The organism is Streptomyces sp. NPDC024698 (assembly GCF_055559015.1).
Map to the genome: position 1 here is coordinate 35,698 of NZ_JBVHLK010000023.1, position 13,178 is coordinate 48,875.

Below are 13,178 nucleotides of genomic sequence, written 5' to 3' on the forward strand. Positions count from 1 at the left end.
CGCGCTCGAATCAGTTGTCACCCTCGCGTGCCCACCGGGCCGGGATCCGGCTAGCGGGACACCTCCGGGGCCCACACCCGGTCGGCGTAGTCCAGGAAGTTCCTGCCGAGGATCTTCTCGATGCGCTCCGAGCCGAAGCCGCGCTGTTCCAGCAGCCGGACGAGGTCGCGGTACTGGTCCACGCCGCGCAGGTCGAGGACGAAGGGAAGCGTGTCGTCGCGCTCGCCCGCCGCGCCGACACCGGCCTGGCGGCGCAGGGCCACGTGCTCGGCCAGATGCGCGCGGTAGGCGTCGAGGTCGTCGATGGACGTCACCGTGCCGTCGGTGCCGATGCCGACATGGTCCTCGCCGCACACATTGACCGCGTGGACGATGTGCTCCACGACGTCGGCGGCCGTCGCGTGACCCGACACGTTCAGGAAGGGCATGAAGTAGATGCCCACGAAGCCGCCGCGCGAGGCCACCAGGCGCAGCTCCTCGTCCGTCTTGTTGCGGGGAAGGTCGGCCAGAGCGCGGCAGCCCGTGTGGTTGATCGACACGGGGCGCCGCGCCACCTTGGCGGCCTCCAGGCAGGTGCGCTCACCGCTGTGCGAGAGGTCGACCATGAGGCGGTGCTCGTCGAGGGCCTCGACGACGCTGCGGCCGAAGTCGGTCAGACCGCGGTTCTCCGGCGCCATGGAGCCGTCGCCGAGGTGATTGGCCTGGTTGTACGTGAGCTGGACGACCCGGACGCCGCGCTCGGCGAAGGTGGCGATGCGCCCGGTGTCCTCGCCGACCGCGACGGCGTTCTGGAAGCCGTAGATCACGCCGATCCGTCCCTCGTCCCGGGCCCGCCGGATGTCCGCCGCCGTGCGGACCTTGAGCAGGTCGGCCGCGTTGTCGCGGATGATCCCGTCCCAGACGTCGATCTCGTGCAGCGTGTGCTCGTAGGGCGGCAGGTCGCCCATCGTGTAGCCGAGCGTGATGTTCACGGCGGTCAGGCCGGAGGCGTGGGCGTCGGCCAACGTGCGGGCGTCGACGGTCAGTTGCTCGCTGGAGGGGTTCAACTGCGCGGCGGCCTCGGCCGACTGGGGGGCGTTCGGGTTGTCGAGCTGCCCGAGCGCGTTGATGATCATGGGGAGGTCGGTCATCGGGTCTCCTCGACGGGGTGGGTCACGGCGGCGCCGTCGAAGTCCCGGCGTTCGAAACGCCGGCCTCGCTTGACGGTCAGGGTGAGGCTGCGCAGGTTCGCGATGTCCCGCAGCGGATCGTCCTCCAGGACCACGAAGTTGGCGAGCTTGCCCGCCTCGACGCTGCCCATGACGTCCTCGGCGCCCGCGCTCCGCGCACCGACGAAAGTGGCCGAGCGCAGCACCTGCGCGGGTGACATCCCGCAGCGGCGCACGAGGAACGCCAGTTCGTCGTAGAGGGCGGGGAAGGGCTCCCCGGCATCGGTCTCGTAGTCCGTGCCGGTCGCGATCTCCACACCGGCGCGGTGGGCCTGGGCGGTGAGAACGGCGGCGAGTTCGGTATTGGCCGCCGCGCGCGCCGCGTCCTCGGGCCCCTCGCCCGCGAGGGCCTCGCTCGCCCACATGCCCGCGGTCGCGTCGAGGACCGTACCGCGTCGCCGCATCAGGGCGAACAGTTCCTCGACGCGGGGGTCGTCCCCGGCGGCGAACCGCTCGTGGTCGACCTTCGGCTTGGTCTTGTAGCTGGTCAGGGGTTCGTCCGTGCCCTCGAAGGCGAGCAGCGTGACATGGGAGACGCTGTCGGCGCCGGCCGCGACGATCTCGCCGGGCGAGGCGGGGAAGACGGTGGCGTGGGCCCAGACGGGGATGCCCTGGCGGTGCGCCTCCGCGGTGATGGCGGCGACGGTGGCGTGGTCGAGATCCGCGTACACCTTGACGGCGGAGGCGTGCGTGCCGCGCGCGAGGGCGACGGCGATCCGCAGGTCGGTGTCCTCGGTGATCGCCTGCATCCACGGCACGGCGCCGGGCGTCTCGCCCTGGGACACCTGGTGGGTGCGCGGGTCGTCGAAGAAGCCGGGTCCGGCCATGAGCGCGGCGTAGCGGATGTCGGGTCCCGGGATCTCGCCGACGAGCGTCGCCCTCGCGAGGTCGCCCACCTGGCGCAGGTCGTCGGCCATGTCCCGGATGGCGGTGACCCCGCTGTGCACGAGCCGGCGCAGCACCGCCTCGGCGGCGGGCCGGTCGGGCGGGGTCGCGATGTGCTGGTGGGCGTCGATCAGACCGGGGATGACGAAGCGTCCGTCGAGGTCGAAGACCTGGGCGTCGGCGGGGAGGTCCGCGGCGATCTCGGCGTCGTCGCCGACGGCACGGATGACCGGGCCGTCGATCACGATCGAGGTCGAGCCCCGGACCGGGCCGCCGGTTCCGTCGAAGAGTGTCGCGCCGCGGTAGACCGCGACGGTTCCCGTCACCGCGGGCGCGTGCGGGGCCGGTGCGCCCGAAGTCTCGTCCGTCATCTTCACCTCAGTGGTAGCTGTGTCCGGTTCGGCGGTGGCTCCGCCCGGTCCGATCGGCCGCGTGGATCATCTTGTTACGCTCTACGTAACAGAGGTATCGTCTCTCGCAACATGCGCTACCGTACGCTCGCATCTCACGACGTCACAAGGAGGGGCCGGAATTGCCCGAGGCACCCCGCACCGCGGTGGACAAGGCCCTGGACCTGGTCGAGGCCGTGGCCCGCGCGTCGCAGCCGCCGCGTCTGACCGACCTCGCCGAGGAGGTCGGCCTGCATCGCGCGACCGCCTACCGCGTGCTCGTCGACCTGGTCCGGCGCGGCTGGGTGCTGCGCGCCGGCGACCGCTACCTGCCCGGCACGGCGGTCCTTCAACTGTCGTCCTCGGCGGCGCGCAACTCGCTCGGCGCGCTGGCCCGGCCGGTTCTCGCGGCCCTGTCCGAGCGCACCGGCATGATGGTCAACCTCCAGGTGCCCGAGGTCGACCGCTCCCGCGTGATCGACGTCGTACGGCCGGACAGGCTGGCGATGATCAGCAGTCTGACCGGACAGGCCCTGCCCGTCCACCGGTTCGCGGGACCGCTCGCCCTCGTCGCGGCGCTCGCCACCGCCGACCGGATCCCCTACCTGCGCGCCGCCGAGGAGTCCGGGTTCCCGCTGGAGGGACCCGACGGGCTGCTGTCGGACATCGAGGAAGCCGAACGCACCGGATTCGCCGTCGAGTACGGGCGCAACGAACAGCCGGTCGCCTCGCTCGCCCGTGCCGTGGTGACCCGGCCCGGCGCGCCCGTCTGCGCCCTGACCCTGGTCGGACTGGGGCCGGACTTCGGCGAGGCCCGCCTTCCCGGACTGCGCGAGCGACTGCGCGAGGCCACGGACGAACTGGCACACATCCTCTCCGGCGCCCCGGCCTCCGGACCCACCTCCCCCGCCCCGTCCACCGAAGGCCCGGCATGAGCGAGATCCTCTTCCTCGACGGAACGCAGACGCGCTCCGCACTCGATCCGCACCGCGTCCTGGACGCCGTGGCCACGGCCCTCGTCGCCATCGGGCGGGACGAGGTCTCCGTGCCGCCGCGGATCGCCGCGCACACCCCGCACGGCCTGCTCGGCGCGATGCCCGGTCATGTGCCGGGGCTCGGGCTCGCGGCCAAGCTCGTCTCCGTGTTCGCCGACCCGGAGCGCGCCGGCCGCAGCAGTCACCGGGGCATCGTCGCGCTCTTCGACGAGACCGACGGCCGCCCGCTGGCCCTCATGGACGCCGAGCCCCTCACCGAGATCCGTACCGCGGCGACCGCCACCCTCAGCGCCCGCGCCCTGGCCCGACCGGACGCGGACGGGGTCGCCGTCATCGGCACGGGCGCCCAGGCACGCGCCCAGATCACGCTGCTGGCGGCCGTGGACCCCGCGACCCCCGTCACCGTCGCGGGCCGCGATCGCCTGCGCGCCGCGAGCGCCGCCGCGCTCCACCCCGCCGGCCGTGCCGTCGAGAGCATCGAGCAGGCCGTACGAGGCGCCGGCACGGTGTTCTGCTGCACCGGCGCCGTGCGTCCGGTCCTCCGTCGCCCATGGCTCGCCCCCGGCACACACATCAGCTCGGTCGGCGGCTCCCACGGGCCCGAGCTGGACGCCGACACCGTCCGGGACGCCGCCCTCTTCGCGGAGTGGCCCGGCGCCGCCACGACCCCGCCGCCCTCCGGCGCCCACGAACTCCAGGGTCTCGCGCCCGACCGGGAGGTGACACTCCTCGGCTCGGTCCTGGGCGGCGAACACCCCGGCCGGCGGGACGACGGCGAACTCACCCTGTTCAAGTCGACCGGCCACGCCGCGCTCGACGTCGCCGCGGCCCATGTCGCCGACGCCGTGGCCCGCGCGAAGGCGTGGGGCACCCGCGTCGCCATGTGAGCCGGGGCCCGGGGGTCCGGCGGGCCCGTGGACTTTCCTCCCCCGGTTCGACCATGCTGAAGGTGCCACCGCCATTCCCGCCGGTCCGGGACGGACCGCGGGCCCGGCGGAACGGGACGCGAAGGGAGGCCGACGCCCCATGGAACGCACCGGAGCGAACGGCGGCGGAGTACGGGAACGGCTGGGCAGCGCCCTGTTCACGCGGGTCGCGGGTCCGGACGGCCCGGAGAACCGCGCCCGTATCCACGGCACGCCAGGACCGCGGTGGTTCGGCCCCGACCGCCCCATCCGTACCGTGCACGGGGACGCGTCGATGTTCATCGGCGGCCTCTCCGCGCTGCTGCTCCAGTCGCTGCACCCGCTCGCCATGGCCGCCGTCTCCGCGCACTCGGGCTTCCGCGGCGACCCCTGGGGCAGACTCCAGCGCACCAGCACCTTCCTCGCCGTCACGACGTACGGGACGGCCGGGAGCGCCCAGGACGCCTGCGACCGGGTACGGGCGGTCCACGAGCGGGTGCGCGGTGTGACCTCGGACGGAACGCCGTACCACGCGGCGGACCCGCACCTCCTCGGCTGGGTCCACGTCGCGGAGGTCGACAGCTTCCTGCGCGCGCACCAGCGCTACGGCGCACGGCCGCTGTCCGGGGCGGACTGCGACGCGTACGTGGCGGACACCGCCCGCGTCGCCTCCGCGCTGGGCGTCCTCGACCCGCCCACGAACCGTGCCGGGCTCGCCGAGCGGCTGACCGCCTACCGTCGCGAGGTGCGGGCGACGCCCGAAGCCCGCGACGCCGCGCGTTTCCTGCTGCTGAACCCGCCGGTGCCGCTCGTCGCCCGGCTGCCCTACGGAGTGCTCGCCGCGAACGCGGTGTCCCTGCTGCCCTCCTGGGCCGCGTCCGAACTCCGCCTGCCCCGGCTTGGGTTGGTGGACAGCGTGTGCGTCCGTCCGCTCGGCTGCGCCTTCACCTCGGCCGTGCGCTGGGCGATGGCGCCGCAGCGGGCGCGAGCCGTCCGAGCGGCGGGGTGAGGGGCGCGCTCGCACGAGCGGCGCCCGCGCCAGGCCGCCCGCCCGGGCGGCCCGACCTCCGCCGCCCCGACCCGGTACCAAGTCGGTCAAGTCGGCACACAGCGGGGTCCGGGCCGAAAGACTGTGCGCGTGCTGAGAAATCTGCCGACCGTTCCTCCCGGATTCGTCGGACGCCAGGAAGAACTCGCCCACCTGGACGAGGCGTTGCGCGAGCGGCGGCTCGTGACGCTGACCGGGACCGGCGGAGTGGGCAAGAGCCGGCTGGCGCTGGAGGCGGCGGAGAGAGTGCTGCGCGCGGGGGAACGCGGGGTGGCCTGGGCCGATCTGTGGCCCCTGCCGGACGACCGGCTGCTCGTCGCGTCCGTGGCCGACGCGGTGGACTTCGCCGACCACACGACGAACCCGGCGCTCGACTCCCTGACCGACTGGCTGGCCGACCGGGACGCCCTGCTCGTCCTGGACTCCTGCGAGCACCTCGTCGCCCCGTGCCGCCGTCTGGTCTCCCGCCTGGTCTCGGCCTGCCCCCGCCTGACCGTCCTGGTGACGAGCCGGGAGCCGCTCGCTGTCCCCGGTGAACACGTCGTCACCGTAGGGCCGTTGCCGCCCGCGACGGACGCCGTGGAGATGTTCCGCCTGCGCGCGGCCACGGCCGGGGCCCCCGTGTCCTCCCCGGCGGACCTGGTCGCCGCCGCCCGGCTGTGCGCACGGCTCGAAGGCATGCCGCTGGCGGTGGAGCTGATCGCCGGACAACTGGCGCACCGCACGGTCGAGGAGGTCGAGCTCGAACTCGGCGCGCGCCTGGACATCACCGCGGACGGCACGCTCCCCGGGCCGCCGCGCCACCGGGCGGTACGGACGACGATCGGCTGGAGCCACGAACTGTGCGAACCCGCCGAACGCCTCGTGTGGGCGCGGATGTCGGTGTTCCGGGAGCCGGTGGACGCGCACACCGCGCGTCTCGTGTGCGCCGGAGGTCCCCTCGCCGGTGACGAGGTCGAGCGGGCGCTGGCGGGCCTGTCGAGGAAGTCGGTGCTGTCGCACGCCGACGGCGCGTACCGGATGCTCGACACGGTCCGGGAGTACGGCCGCATGTGGCTCGACCGGCTGGGCGAGAGCCGCGCGTCGGCGGACCGGCACGCCGCGCACTTCCTGGGGATGGCCCGCGAGGCCAAGGACGGCTGGCTGGGCGAGCAGCAGGCGCGCTGGTACGAGCGGCTTCGCTCCGCGCACGCCGATCTGTGCGCGGCGCTCGACCACCTGCTCTCCGAACGGCCGGACAGCGCGCTCGAGTTGATCGGCCTGCTCGCCTTCCCTTGGAGCTGCTGCGGACATCTCAGGGAGGCGGCTGCCTACTTGGAGGACGCGCTGGCGCTGTCCGCCGCCCCCGGTCCGGTCAGGACGAGGGCACTGTGGGCGCTGGGCATCACCCGTGTCCTGCGCGGCGAGCACGAACAAGCCGCGCAGCTGGCCGCGTTCTGCCACGACCGCGCGGAGCTCCAGAACGACGTCGGGGGAACCCTGGACGCCGCCTATCTCCTCGGTCTGACGCACCTGCTGCTGGGGCGGCCCATGGCGGCCAGGCAGGAGGTCGAGCGCGCTCTGCGGGGCGCCGGCGGAACGGCGTTCACCTCCGCGGGGCACATCCTGTGCCGGCTGGTCAGGGTGTTCGCCCTCACCGGTGAGGGGCTCCTCGACGAGGCGCGCGGGGAGGCGGAGGAACTGCGGCGGGGCTGTGTCGCCCGCGGCGAGTGGTGGACCCGCTCGTACACCGACTACCAGCTGGCGCTCATCGGTCTCTTCGAGGACCGCGCGCGGGACGCCAGCGCCCACGCTCTGTCGATGCTGGACGGCAAGCGGCACATCGGTGACAGCTTCGGCATCGCGCTGGGCCTGGATCTGCTGGCCTCCGCCCTGGCCGCACAGGGCGCGGGCGAACGGGCGGTCGCCGCGTACGGCGCCGGGGAGACGTACTGGAGCGCGGTGGGACATCCGCAGCGCGGCACCCCCGAGCTGGGCCCGGTCCGGGAGCGCTACGAGGACACGGCCCGCTCCCTCCTCGGCGACGACGGGTACGAACGCGCTCTGCTGCACTCGGCGCTCACCGACCCCGAGACGATCCTGCACCGCCTCCTCGACGGTCCCCGCGAGGGCGACGGAAACCGCTGACCGGCGTCGGACCCGATACCCCGTGCCTGCATCCGGTGGGCCGCTCCGCGCCGAACCAGGAGTGAGCCCGGCGGACCTGCCGGGTGCCTGACGGCTCCGAGACCGAGGTGAGGCCCGTCATGTGCTGCCGCCCCGCATCACTCCCCGTCGCCCATGGGTGGGACACCGCTTCCGAGCGAACACGGTCCACCACTTCCCCGGGGGCGGCGCCGTGGAACTGAGGACCGACGAGCAGACGGAGAGCACCGGCGCGGGAGTCACCACCGGATTCCTGGCGCGCCGGCTCGGGGTGTCGCCCACGACGCTGCGCTCCTGGGACCGGCGGTACGGTCTGGGGCCCGCGGTGCGGGCGGACGGCCGCCACCGCCGCTGGACACCCGACGACGTGGCCATGCTCCAGGAGATGTGCCGGCTGACCGCCGCCGGCCTGCCGCCCGCCGAGGCGGCCCGTGCCGCGAAGGAGACCGCTCGCGGCCGTGTCGCGGCCTCACCGGCCGTCGCCTCCCGCACCCGCGCCACCGCGCGCACCGGGGCGGGCGTCCGGGTTCCGGAGCGGACCGCGACGACGGGCCCCGGCGAGGGAACCCCGCCGCGCGCCGGGCGGCCTCAAGGAGACGTGGCACAGGAGTGCCGGGGCCTGGAGCGGGCTGCCGTCCGGCTGGACGCCGCCGCCGTCCAGGAACAGCTGACGGCGGCGGTACGGAACCACGGGCTGACCAAGGCCTGGGAGGAGGTGATGGTGCCCGCCCTGCGGGCGGTGGGCCGCCGATGGGAGTCCTCGGGGGACCGTCACGTCGAGGTCGAGCGCCTCATGTCCTGGCACGTCTCCGCGACCCTGCTGCGTGTCTACGTGTCCGCGGCCGGCCACGAACCACCCGCCTCCGTCTCCCCCGTGCTGCTGGCCTGCGTTCCGGGCGAGCTGCACACCCTGTCCCTGGAGGCGCTCAACGCGGCGCTGGCGGAACGGCGCGTACCGGTGCTGATGCTCGGCGCCGCCGTCCCGCCCGAGGCGCTCATCGCGGCGGTGCGGCGGGTCGGTCCCCCGGCGGTCGTCCTGTGGTCACAGTCGTGGTCCACGGCGAACCTCCCGCTCGCCCGCCATCTCGCCGCGACGCGCTGGGGAGTACGGGGAGCACGGACCCGGAGCCGGATCCTGCTCGGCGGACCGGGCTGGGGCACCGAGCCCGGCCCCGGACTCCTCCGTCTGGAGCACCTCGCCGAGGCACTCCGTCTGATCACCTCGCCGGACGAGCGGACCGCCGACACACCGGCTCCGGCACGCTCCTAGGGTCCGTCCGACGATTCCCGTCCGTCCGGCCCTGGGACACGCCCTACGACCGCAGGAAAGCCGCCAGACCCTCCAGCAACCGGTCGACGTCGTCCTTGTCGCTGTAGGGCGAGAGGCCGACGCGCAGGCCCCCGGTGTCGCCGAGGCCCAGATGCCGGGACGCCTCCAGCGCGTAGAACGATCCGGCGGGTGCGTGCACCCCGCGGTCCGCGAGGAACACGGAGGCCTCGGCGGCTTCCCGGCCGTCGAACGTCAACAGCAAGGTGGGCGTGCGCTCGGCCGCCCGGGAGCGCAGGGTGACACCCGGCAGTTCGGCCAGGCCCACCTCCAGCCGCTCGGCGAGCGCCCCCTCGTGGCGCTCGATCGCCCCGAAGGCCGCCCGCAGCCGGTCCCTGCGCCCGCCCGCCGTGTCGCCCGCGAGGCCGGCGAGGACGTCGATCGCTGCGGTGGTACCGGCGAGCAACTCGTAGGGCAGCGTGCCCAGTTCGAACCGCTCGGGAACCGTGTCGGCGGACGGCAGCAGCTTGTCCGGGCGCAGTCGCTCCAGCAACCGGGGTGAGGCGGTCAGGACGCCGTGGTGCGGGCCGAGGAACTTGTAGGGCGAGCACACGAAGAAGTCGGCACCGAGCCGGTCGAGATCCACGAAGGCATGCGCCGTGTAGTGCACCCCGTCGACGTAGAGCAGCGCCCGCGGGTTCCGGTGGACCAGACGGGCGAGCCGGGCGACGTCCGGCACGGTCCCGAGCAGGTTCGAGGCGGCGGTGACGGCGACCAGGCGGGTGCGCTCGGTCAGGACGGCGTCCACAGCGGAGGGCGGGAGTTCACCCGTCCCCGGATCGAAGTCCGCCCAGCGCACAAGGGCTCCGGCCCGCTCGGCCGCCTGGAGCCAGGGCCGGATGTTGGAGTCGTGGTCGAGCCGGCTGACGACGACCTCGTCACCGGGGGCCCAGTCCTTCGCGAGGGTGCGGGCGACGTCGTAGGTGAGCTGGGTGGCGCTGCGGCCGAAGACGACCCCGGACGGCTCAGCGCCCACCAGGTCGGCCACCGCCCGCCGGAACCCCTGGACGAGGTTCTCCGCGTTCACCTCGCCCGGAGTCAGCCGCCCCCGGATCGACAGCGGGCCGGTGAGCGCGTCCGCGATCGCCCCGGCCACCCGGGCCGGGGTCTGGGTGCCGCCCGGCCCGTCGAAGTGCGCGACACCGGACAGCAGGGCGGGGATCTCGGCGCGCAGGGCACCGACGTCGTAGGTCACTCGGACTCCTCACGGACTGCGTCACGGCCCGCGCCGGCCGGTCCGCAACGGCGTCCGGCGGGCACGGGCTCCCGTGACCGGGCGGGCCTCTGTTCTGCGGTGATCATGGCAGGTGGCCCATCCCGTGGAAAGGCGGGGCGAGTCCGCCGGCGCTCACCGGGCCGTGACACGGGGGCCGGCCTGAGGTGTCCGTGTGCCGCTCCATGACGAACGGCCTGGGGCCGGCAACCGGTAACTCCGGTGCCGGCCCCAGGCCGTGAGTCATGACGTGTGAAACGGGACCGAACCCGCTCACGCGTGGCGGTGCGACCGGCTGTTGCCCGTCAGCACCCGGTACAGAACCAGGAGAATCAGCGATCCCGCGATGGCGGCGATCCAGGTCGACAGGTCGAAGAACCCGTCGATCGAGTCGACGCCGAAGATCACCTTGCCGAGCCAGCCGCCGAGCAGACCTCCCGCGACGCCGATCAGCATCGTGATGATGATGCCGCCCGGGTCCTTGCCCGGCAGGAGCAGCTTGGCGATGGCCCCGGCAAGCAACCCGATCAGAATCCAAGCGATGATGCCCACAGTTCCTCCATCGTCCGTCCGTACAAGATGTGGCTTCCTCACTCCGTGTGCGCCGTCCCGGCCGGAACAAACCTGCGAACCTCAGACCGGCGTCCGGTCCGCCGCCGCGGCCCTGTTCAGTTCGGCCGTGAACTGCGCCCCGGCCAGCAGCGCGAGGTTGGACAGCCACAGCCACACGAGGAACACGACCGGGCCCGCGAGAGAGCCGTAGAGCCTGCTGTACGTGCCGAGGACGGAGGCGTACAGGGCGAACCCGGCCGAGACGGCCAGCCAGAGGAAGGCGGCCAGCAGGCCGCCGGGCAGGGTGTGCCGCCGGCGGCGGGCGGCCGGCGGCCCCGTGCGGAACACGACGAGGACCAGCAGGGCCACCAGGCACATCAACAGCGGCCAGCGGAGCAGGTTCCAGGCCAGGGCCACCGTGCGGTCCACCCCGAGGAGCCGGCCGGCGGCCTCCGCCACCGGGCCGGTCAGCAGCAGGACGAGCGCGCTCACGACGAGCAGCCCGAGCAGGGCCAGCGCGGTCAGCACCAGCCGGTGCGCGGTGCGCCAGGCCGAGCGGTGATCGGCCACGTCGTGCATGCGGTGCAGGGCCCGCCGGAACACCGCGAGGTAACTCGACGCGGACCACAACGCGCTCGCCGCGCCGGTGACCAGCAGCGTCCAGGCGGCGGAGCGTTTGTGCAGCATCTCCCCCAGCGCCTGGTGCAGTTCCGCACCCGACTGTGCCGGCGCGTACGCCGTGACGTGGGCGATGAACTGCTCGGCGGTACCGGGGCTGATGAGGCCGAAGGCGATGACCATGACCAGCATGGCCGGCAGGACGGCCAGGATCGCGTAGTACGTCAGCGCGGCCGCCCAGTCGGACACGTCGTCGTTCCACATGGAGACCGGGGTGCGGCGCAGCGCCGGCCACCAGAAGGCGGTCGTCCTCGGCCCGTGCGGGCGGGGCCGGGCCGGGCGCACCGTTCCGATGACGCCGTCCGGCCGGGACTCAGCGGACATGAGCGGCCCACCGCCGGCCGCCGCCGGTCCGTGCCCGGCTCCGGCACGGGGCGTGGACGCCTCGCGCCTTCTCGAATCTCGTGACGATGCGTCTGTTCATGTCTCACCTCTCCGCGCCGGTCGGACCGGCCATCCCGGCCCGCCGCGTCCGGCGGAGTCGGTCGAGGCTCTTCTTCCACGCGCGACCGCCCCTACGCCTGCTCAGCTGGGGTTCGGTCCGGATGCGGTCAGGCCGGGCCGTCCGGTCGGGCCAGGGGGACGAACACGCGGATCGTCTTGCCGCCCCCGGGGCGCGGTTCGACGGTGACGGCGCCCGAGAGCCGGATGATCAGGGGCCAGCCGTACCCGTTGGTCCGGTGGGTGTGGGGTATCTCGCCCGTGCCGTAGGCCTGGGCGGGGACGATGTCGCTGTTGTCGCACACGGTGAGCCGTACGCCTTCCTCGGTCAGGTCGGCGTCGAATCCGGCGAGGCCGTCGCCGTGCCGGATGGCGTTGGTGACCAGTTCCGAGACCACCAGCAGCAGGTCGACGACCGCGTCCGGATGCGCCCCGCCCGTCCGGCCGTGTGCGCGCAGCAGCCCGCGGACGTGGTCCCGTGCGGCGGCGGCGCTCGTGATCGCTTCGCTCGCTCCCGGGCCCGGCCCGGCCACCGGCCTGCGGTCGGCCGGGCTCATCGCCCGGTCGCCGGGTCCGGGAGTTCCAGTGCCGCACCGACACTGTCCGCGAGGACGAAATAGCCCGCGGTCCCCGTCACGTCGAACAGCCTCCGGACGATGTCGCCGAAGGGCCCGCAGACCACCATGAGCCTGCCGCGGGCCCGGTGCGCGCGCTGTGCTTCGAGCAGGACGTGCAGGATCGAGGAGTCGGCGAAGTCGGTCGCCGACAGATCGACCACCGTGCGCTCCGGGCCCACCCGGTACGCCAGGCTCAGGGCCTCCTCCAGCCGGAAGGCGCTCTCGTGGTCGATCTCGCCGCCCACCCGCACGACGAACGCGTCCTGGGCCGTCCCGTGGGTCACGGTGGCTTCCGCCCCGTCCGACATGTGCACACTCTTTCTCTTCCGCTCCCGCGACGGAGCGAGGTTCTCGGGTCGCGGCGGGCGGCCGCCGCACGCACGTCGCCGTGGGCCACCGCGCGGCGGCTCACTCGGGCCGCCTCGGCCGGAGACTGCGGTAGTAGGTTCCGACGCGGGACAGATAGGCGGGGTCCGAGGTCTCCCGGTCGGTCTTGAACACGGGCGCCGACTTCACCTCGTCGCGGGTGCACGCGACGGTGATCTTCCCGGACTGCGTGTCGATGCCGGCGACGACGCCCACGGGAACCAGCACGCTCTTGCCGAAGACCCAGACGCCGGTGTCGACGACGAGGTGCCGCATCCCCGATCCGTCGGCCTGCCGGTCGACATGCCCTATGGTCCCGTCGGTGGCCTCGACCGTGTAGCCGGCCAGTTCGGCCGCTTCGGGATGGCCGAACTCCGGTGCGTACGACCAGATTCCGTCGATCGTCATA

General features: G+C 73.7%; 13 protein-coding genes. 5 read left to right on the forward strand and 8 right to left on the reverse strand.

Annotation, left to right across the window (positions count from 1 at the left end):
* Positions 1 to 50 precede the first annotated feature (50 nt).
* Positions 51 to 1,130 (reverse strand): dipeptidase, encoded by a 1,080-nt coding sequence (locus ACZ4AA_RS32625; RefSeq protein WP_467610769.1) that lies wholly within the window; start codon positions 1,128 to 1,130, stop codon positions 51 to 53.
* Entirely contained in the window at positions 1,127 to 2,464 is a 1,338-nt protein-coding gene (locus tag ACZ4AA_RS32630) for an amidohydrolase family protein (protein WP_467610771.1), read from the reverse strand. Before ACZ4AA_RS32630 ends, ACZ4AA_RS32625 begins: the two co-directional genes overlap by 4 nt.
* Before the next feature lie 161 nt (positions 2,465 to 2,625).
* Here ACZ4AA_RS32630 and ACZ4AA_RS32635 point away from each other — a divergent pair, with 161 nt between their 5' ends.
* The 5 genes from ACZ4AA_RS32635 (at position 2,626) to ACZ4AA_RS32655 (ending at position 8,845) form a co-directional block, all read left to right on the forward strand.
* Positions 2,626 to 3,417: an IclR family transcriptional regulator gene (locus tag ACZ4AA_RS32635; RefSeq protein ID WP_467610773.1), complete on the forward strand. Its 792-nt coding sequence runs from the start codon at positions 2,626 to 2,628 to the stop codon at positions 3,415 to 3,417.
* A complete protein-coding gene (locus ACZ4AA_RS32640; RefSeq protein WP_467610775.1) occupies positions 3,414 to 4,364 on the forward strand; it encodes an ornithine cyclodeaminase family protein in 951 nt (316 codons plus the stop codon). Before ACZ4AA_RS32635 ends, ACZ4AA_RS32640 begins: the two co-directional genes overlap by 4 nt.
* A gap of 139 nt (positions 4,365 to 4,503) precedes the next feature.
* On the forward strand, positions 4,504 to 5,391 hold the full coding sequence (locus tag ACZ4AA_RS32645; RefSeq protein ID WP_467610777.1) for an oxygenase MpaB family protein: 888 nt from the start codon (positions 4,504 to 4,506) through the stop codon (positions 5,389 to 5,391).
* 129 nt (positions 5,392 to 5,520) lie between these two features.
* Positions 5,521 to 7,557: an ATP-binding protein gene (locus ACZ4AA_RS32650; protein WP_467610779.1), complete on the forward strand. Its 2,037-nt coding sequence runs from the start codon at positions 5,521 to 5,523 to the stop codon at positions 7,555 to 7,557.
* A gap of 211 nt (positions 7,558 to 7,768) precedes the next feature.
* Positions 7,769 to 8,845 carry a MerR family transcriptional regulator gene (locus tag ACZ4AA_RS32655; protein WP_467610781.1) on the forward strand — a complete coding sequence of 359 codons (1,077 nt, stop codon included), beginning with the start codon at positions 7,769 to 7,771 and terminating at the stop codon, positions 8,843 to 8,845.
* Between the two features lie 43 nt (positions 8,846 to 8,888).
* On the opposite strand, the gene ACZ4AA_RS32660 is transcribed toward ACZ4AA_RS32655, so the two are convergent.
* The 6 genes from ACZ4AA_RS32660 to ACZ4AA_RS32685 all read right to left on the reverse strand — a co-directional run bounded on the left by ACZ4AA_RS32660 (position 8,889) and on the right by ACZ4AA_RS32685 (position 13,177).
* On the reverse strand, positions 8,889 to 10,097 hold the full coding sequence (locus tag ACZ4AA_RS32660; RefSeq protein ID WP_467610783.1) for a cysteine desulfurase-like protein: 1,209 nt from the start codon (positions 10,095 to 10,097) through the stop codon (positions 8,889 to 8,891).
* Between the two features lie 291 nt (positions 10,098 to 10,388).
* On the reverse strand, positions 10,389 to 10,667 hold the full coding sequence (locus ACZ4AA_RS32665) for a GlsB/YeaQ/YmgE family stress response membrane protein (protein WP_355773918.1): 279 nt from the start codon (positions 10,665 to 10,667) through the stop codon (positions 10,389 to 10,391).
* A gap of 81 nt (positions 10,668 to 10,748) precedes the next feature.
* Positions 10,749 to 11,669, reverse strand: a complete 921-nt coding sequence (locus ACZ4AA_RS32670; RefSeq protein ID WP_467610786.1) for a YihY/virulence factor BrkB family protein — start codon at positions 11,667 to 11,669, stop codon at positions 10,749 to 10,751.
* Between the two features lie 227 nt (positions 11,670 to 11,896).
* Positions 11,897 to 12,343, reverse strand: coding sequence for an ATP-binding protein (locus ACZ4AA_RS32675; protein ID WP_467610788.1), 447 nt, complete (start codon positions 12,341 to 12,343; stop codon positions 11,897 to 11,899).
* The gene (locus tag ACZ4AA_RS32680) at positions 12,340 to 12,711 is read right to left on the reverse strand and encodes an STAS domain-containing protein (protein ID WP_467610790.1); all 372 of its coding nucleotides are present in this window, start codon (positions 12,709 to 12,711) and stop codon (positions 12,340 to 12,342) included. The genes ACZ4AA_RS32675 and ACZ4AA_RS32680 overlap by 4 nt, the downstream gene beginning before the upstream one ends.
* A gap of 100 nt (positions 12,712 to 12,811) precedes the next feature.
* Entirely contained in the window at positions 12,812 to 13,177 is a 366-nt protein-coding gene (locus ACZ4AA_RS32685) for a PRC-barrel domain containing protein (protein ID WP_467610792.1), read from the reverse strand.
* Position 13,178 lies beyond the last annotated feature (1 nt).

Excerpts from the sequence above, each read along its gene's own strand:
- ACZ4AA_RS32625 (WP_467610769.1), bottom strand. The coding sequence starts at position 1,130 with ATGACCGACCTCCCCATGATCATCAACGCGCTCGGGCAGCTCGACAAC.
- ACZ4AA_RS32630 (WP_467610771.1), bottom strand. The coding sequence starts at position 2,464 with ATGACGGACGAGACTTCGGGCGCACCGGCCCCGCACGCGCCCGCGGTG.
- ACZ4AA_RS32640 (WP_467610775.1), top strand. The coding sequence starts at position 3,414 with ATGAGCGAGATCCTCTTCCTCGACGGAACGCAGACGCGCTCCGCACTC.
- ACZ4AA_RS32645 (WP_467610777.1), top strand. The coding sequence starts at position 4,504 with ATGGAACGCACCGGAGCGAACGGCGGCGGAGTACGGGAACGGCTGGGC.
- ACZ4AA_RS32670 (WP_467610786.1), bottom strand. The coding sequence starts at position 11,669 with ATGTCCGCTGAGTCCCGGCCGGACGGCGTCATCGGAACGGTGCGCCCG.
- ACZ4AA_RS32675 (WP_467610788.1), bottom strand. The coding sequence starts at position 12,343 with ATGAGCCCGGCCGACCGCAGGCCGGTGGCCGGGCCGGGCCCGGGAGCG.
- ACZ4AA_RS32680 (WP_467610790.1), bottom strand. The coding sequence starts at position 12,711 with ATGTCGGACGGGGCGGAAGCCACCGTGACCCACGGGACGGCCCAGGAC.
- ACZ4AA_RS32685 (WP_467610792.1), bottom strand. The coding sequence starts at position 13,177 with ATGACGATCGACGGAATCTGGTCGTACGCACCGGAGTTCGGCCATCCC.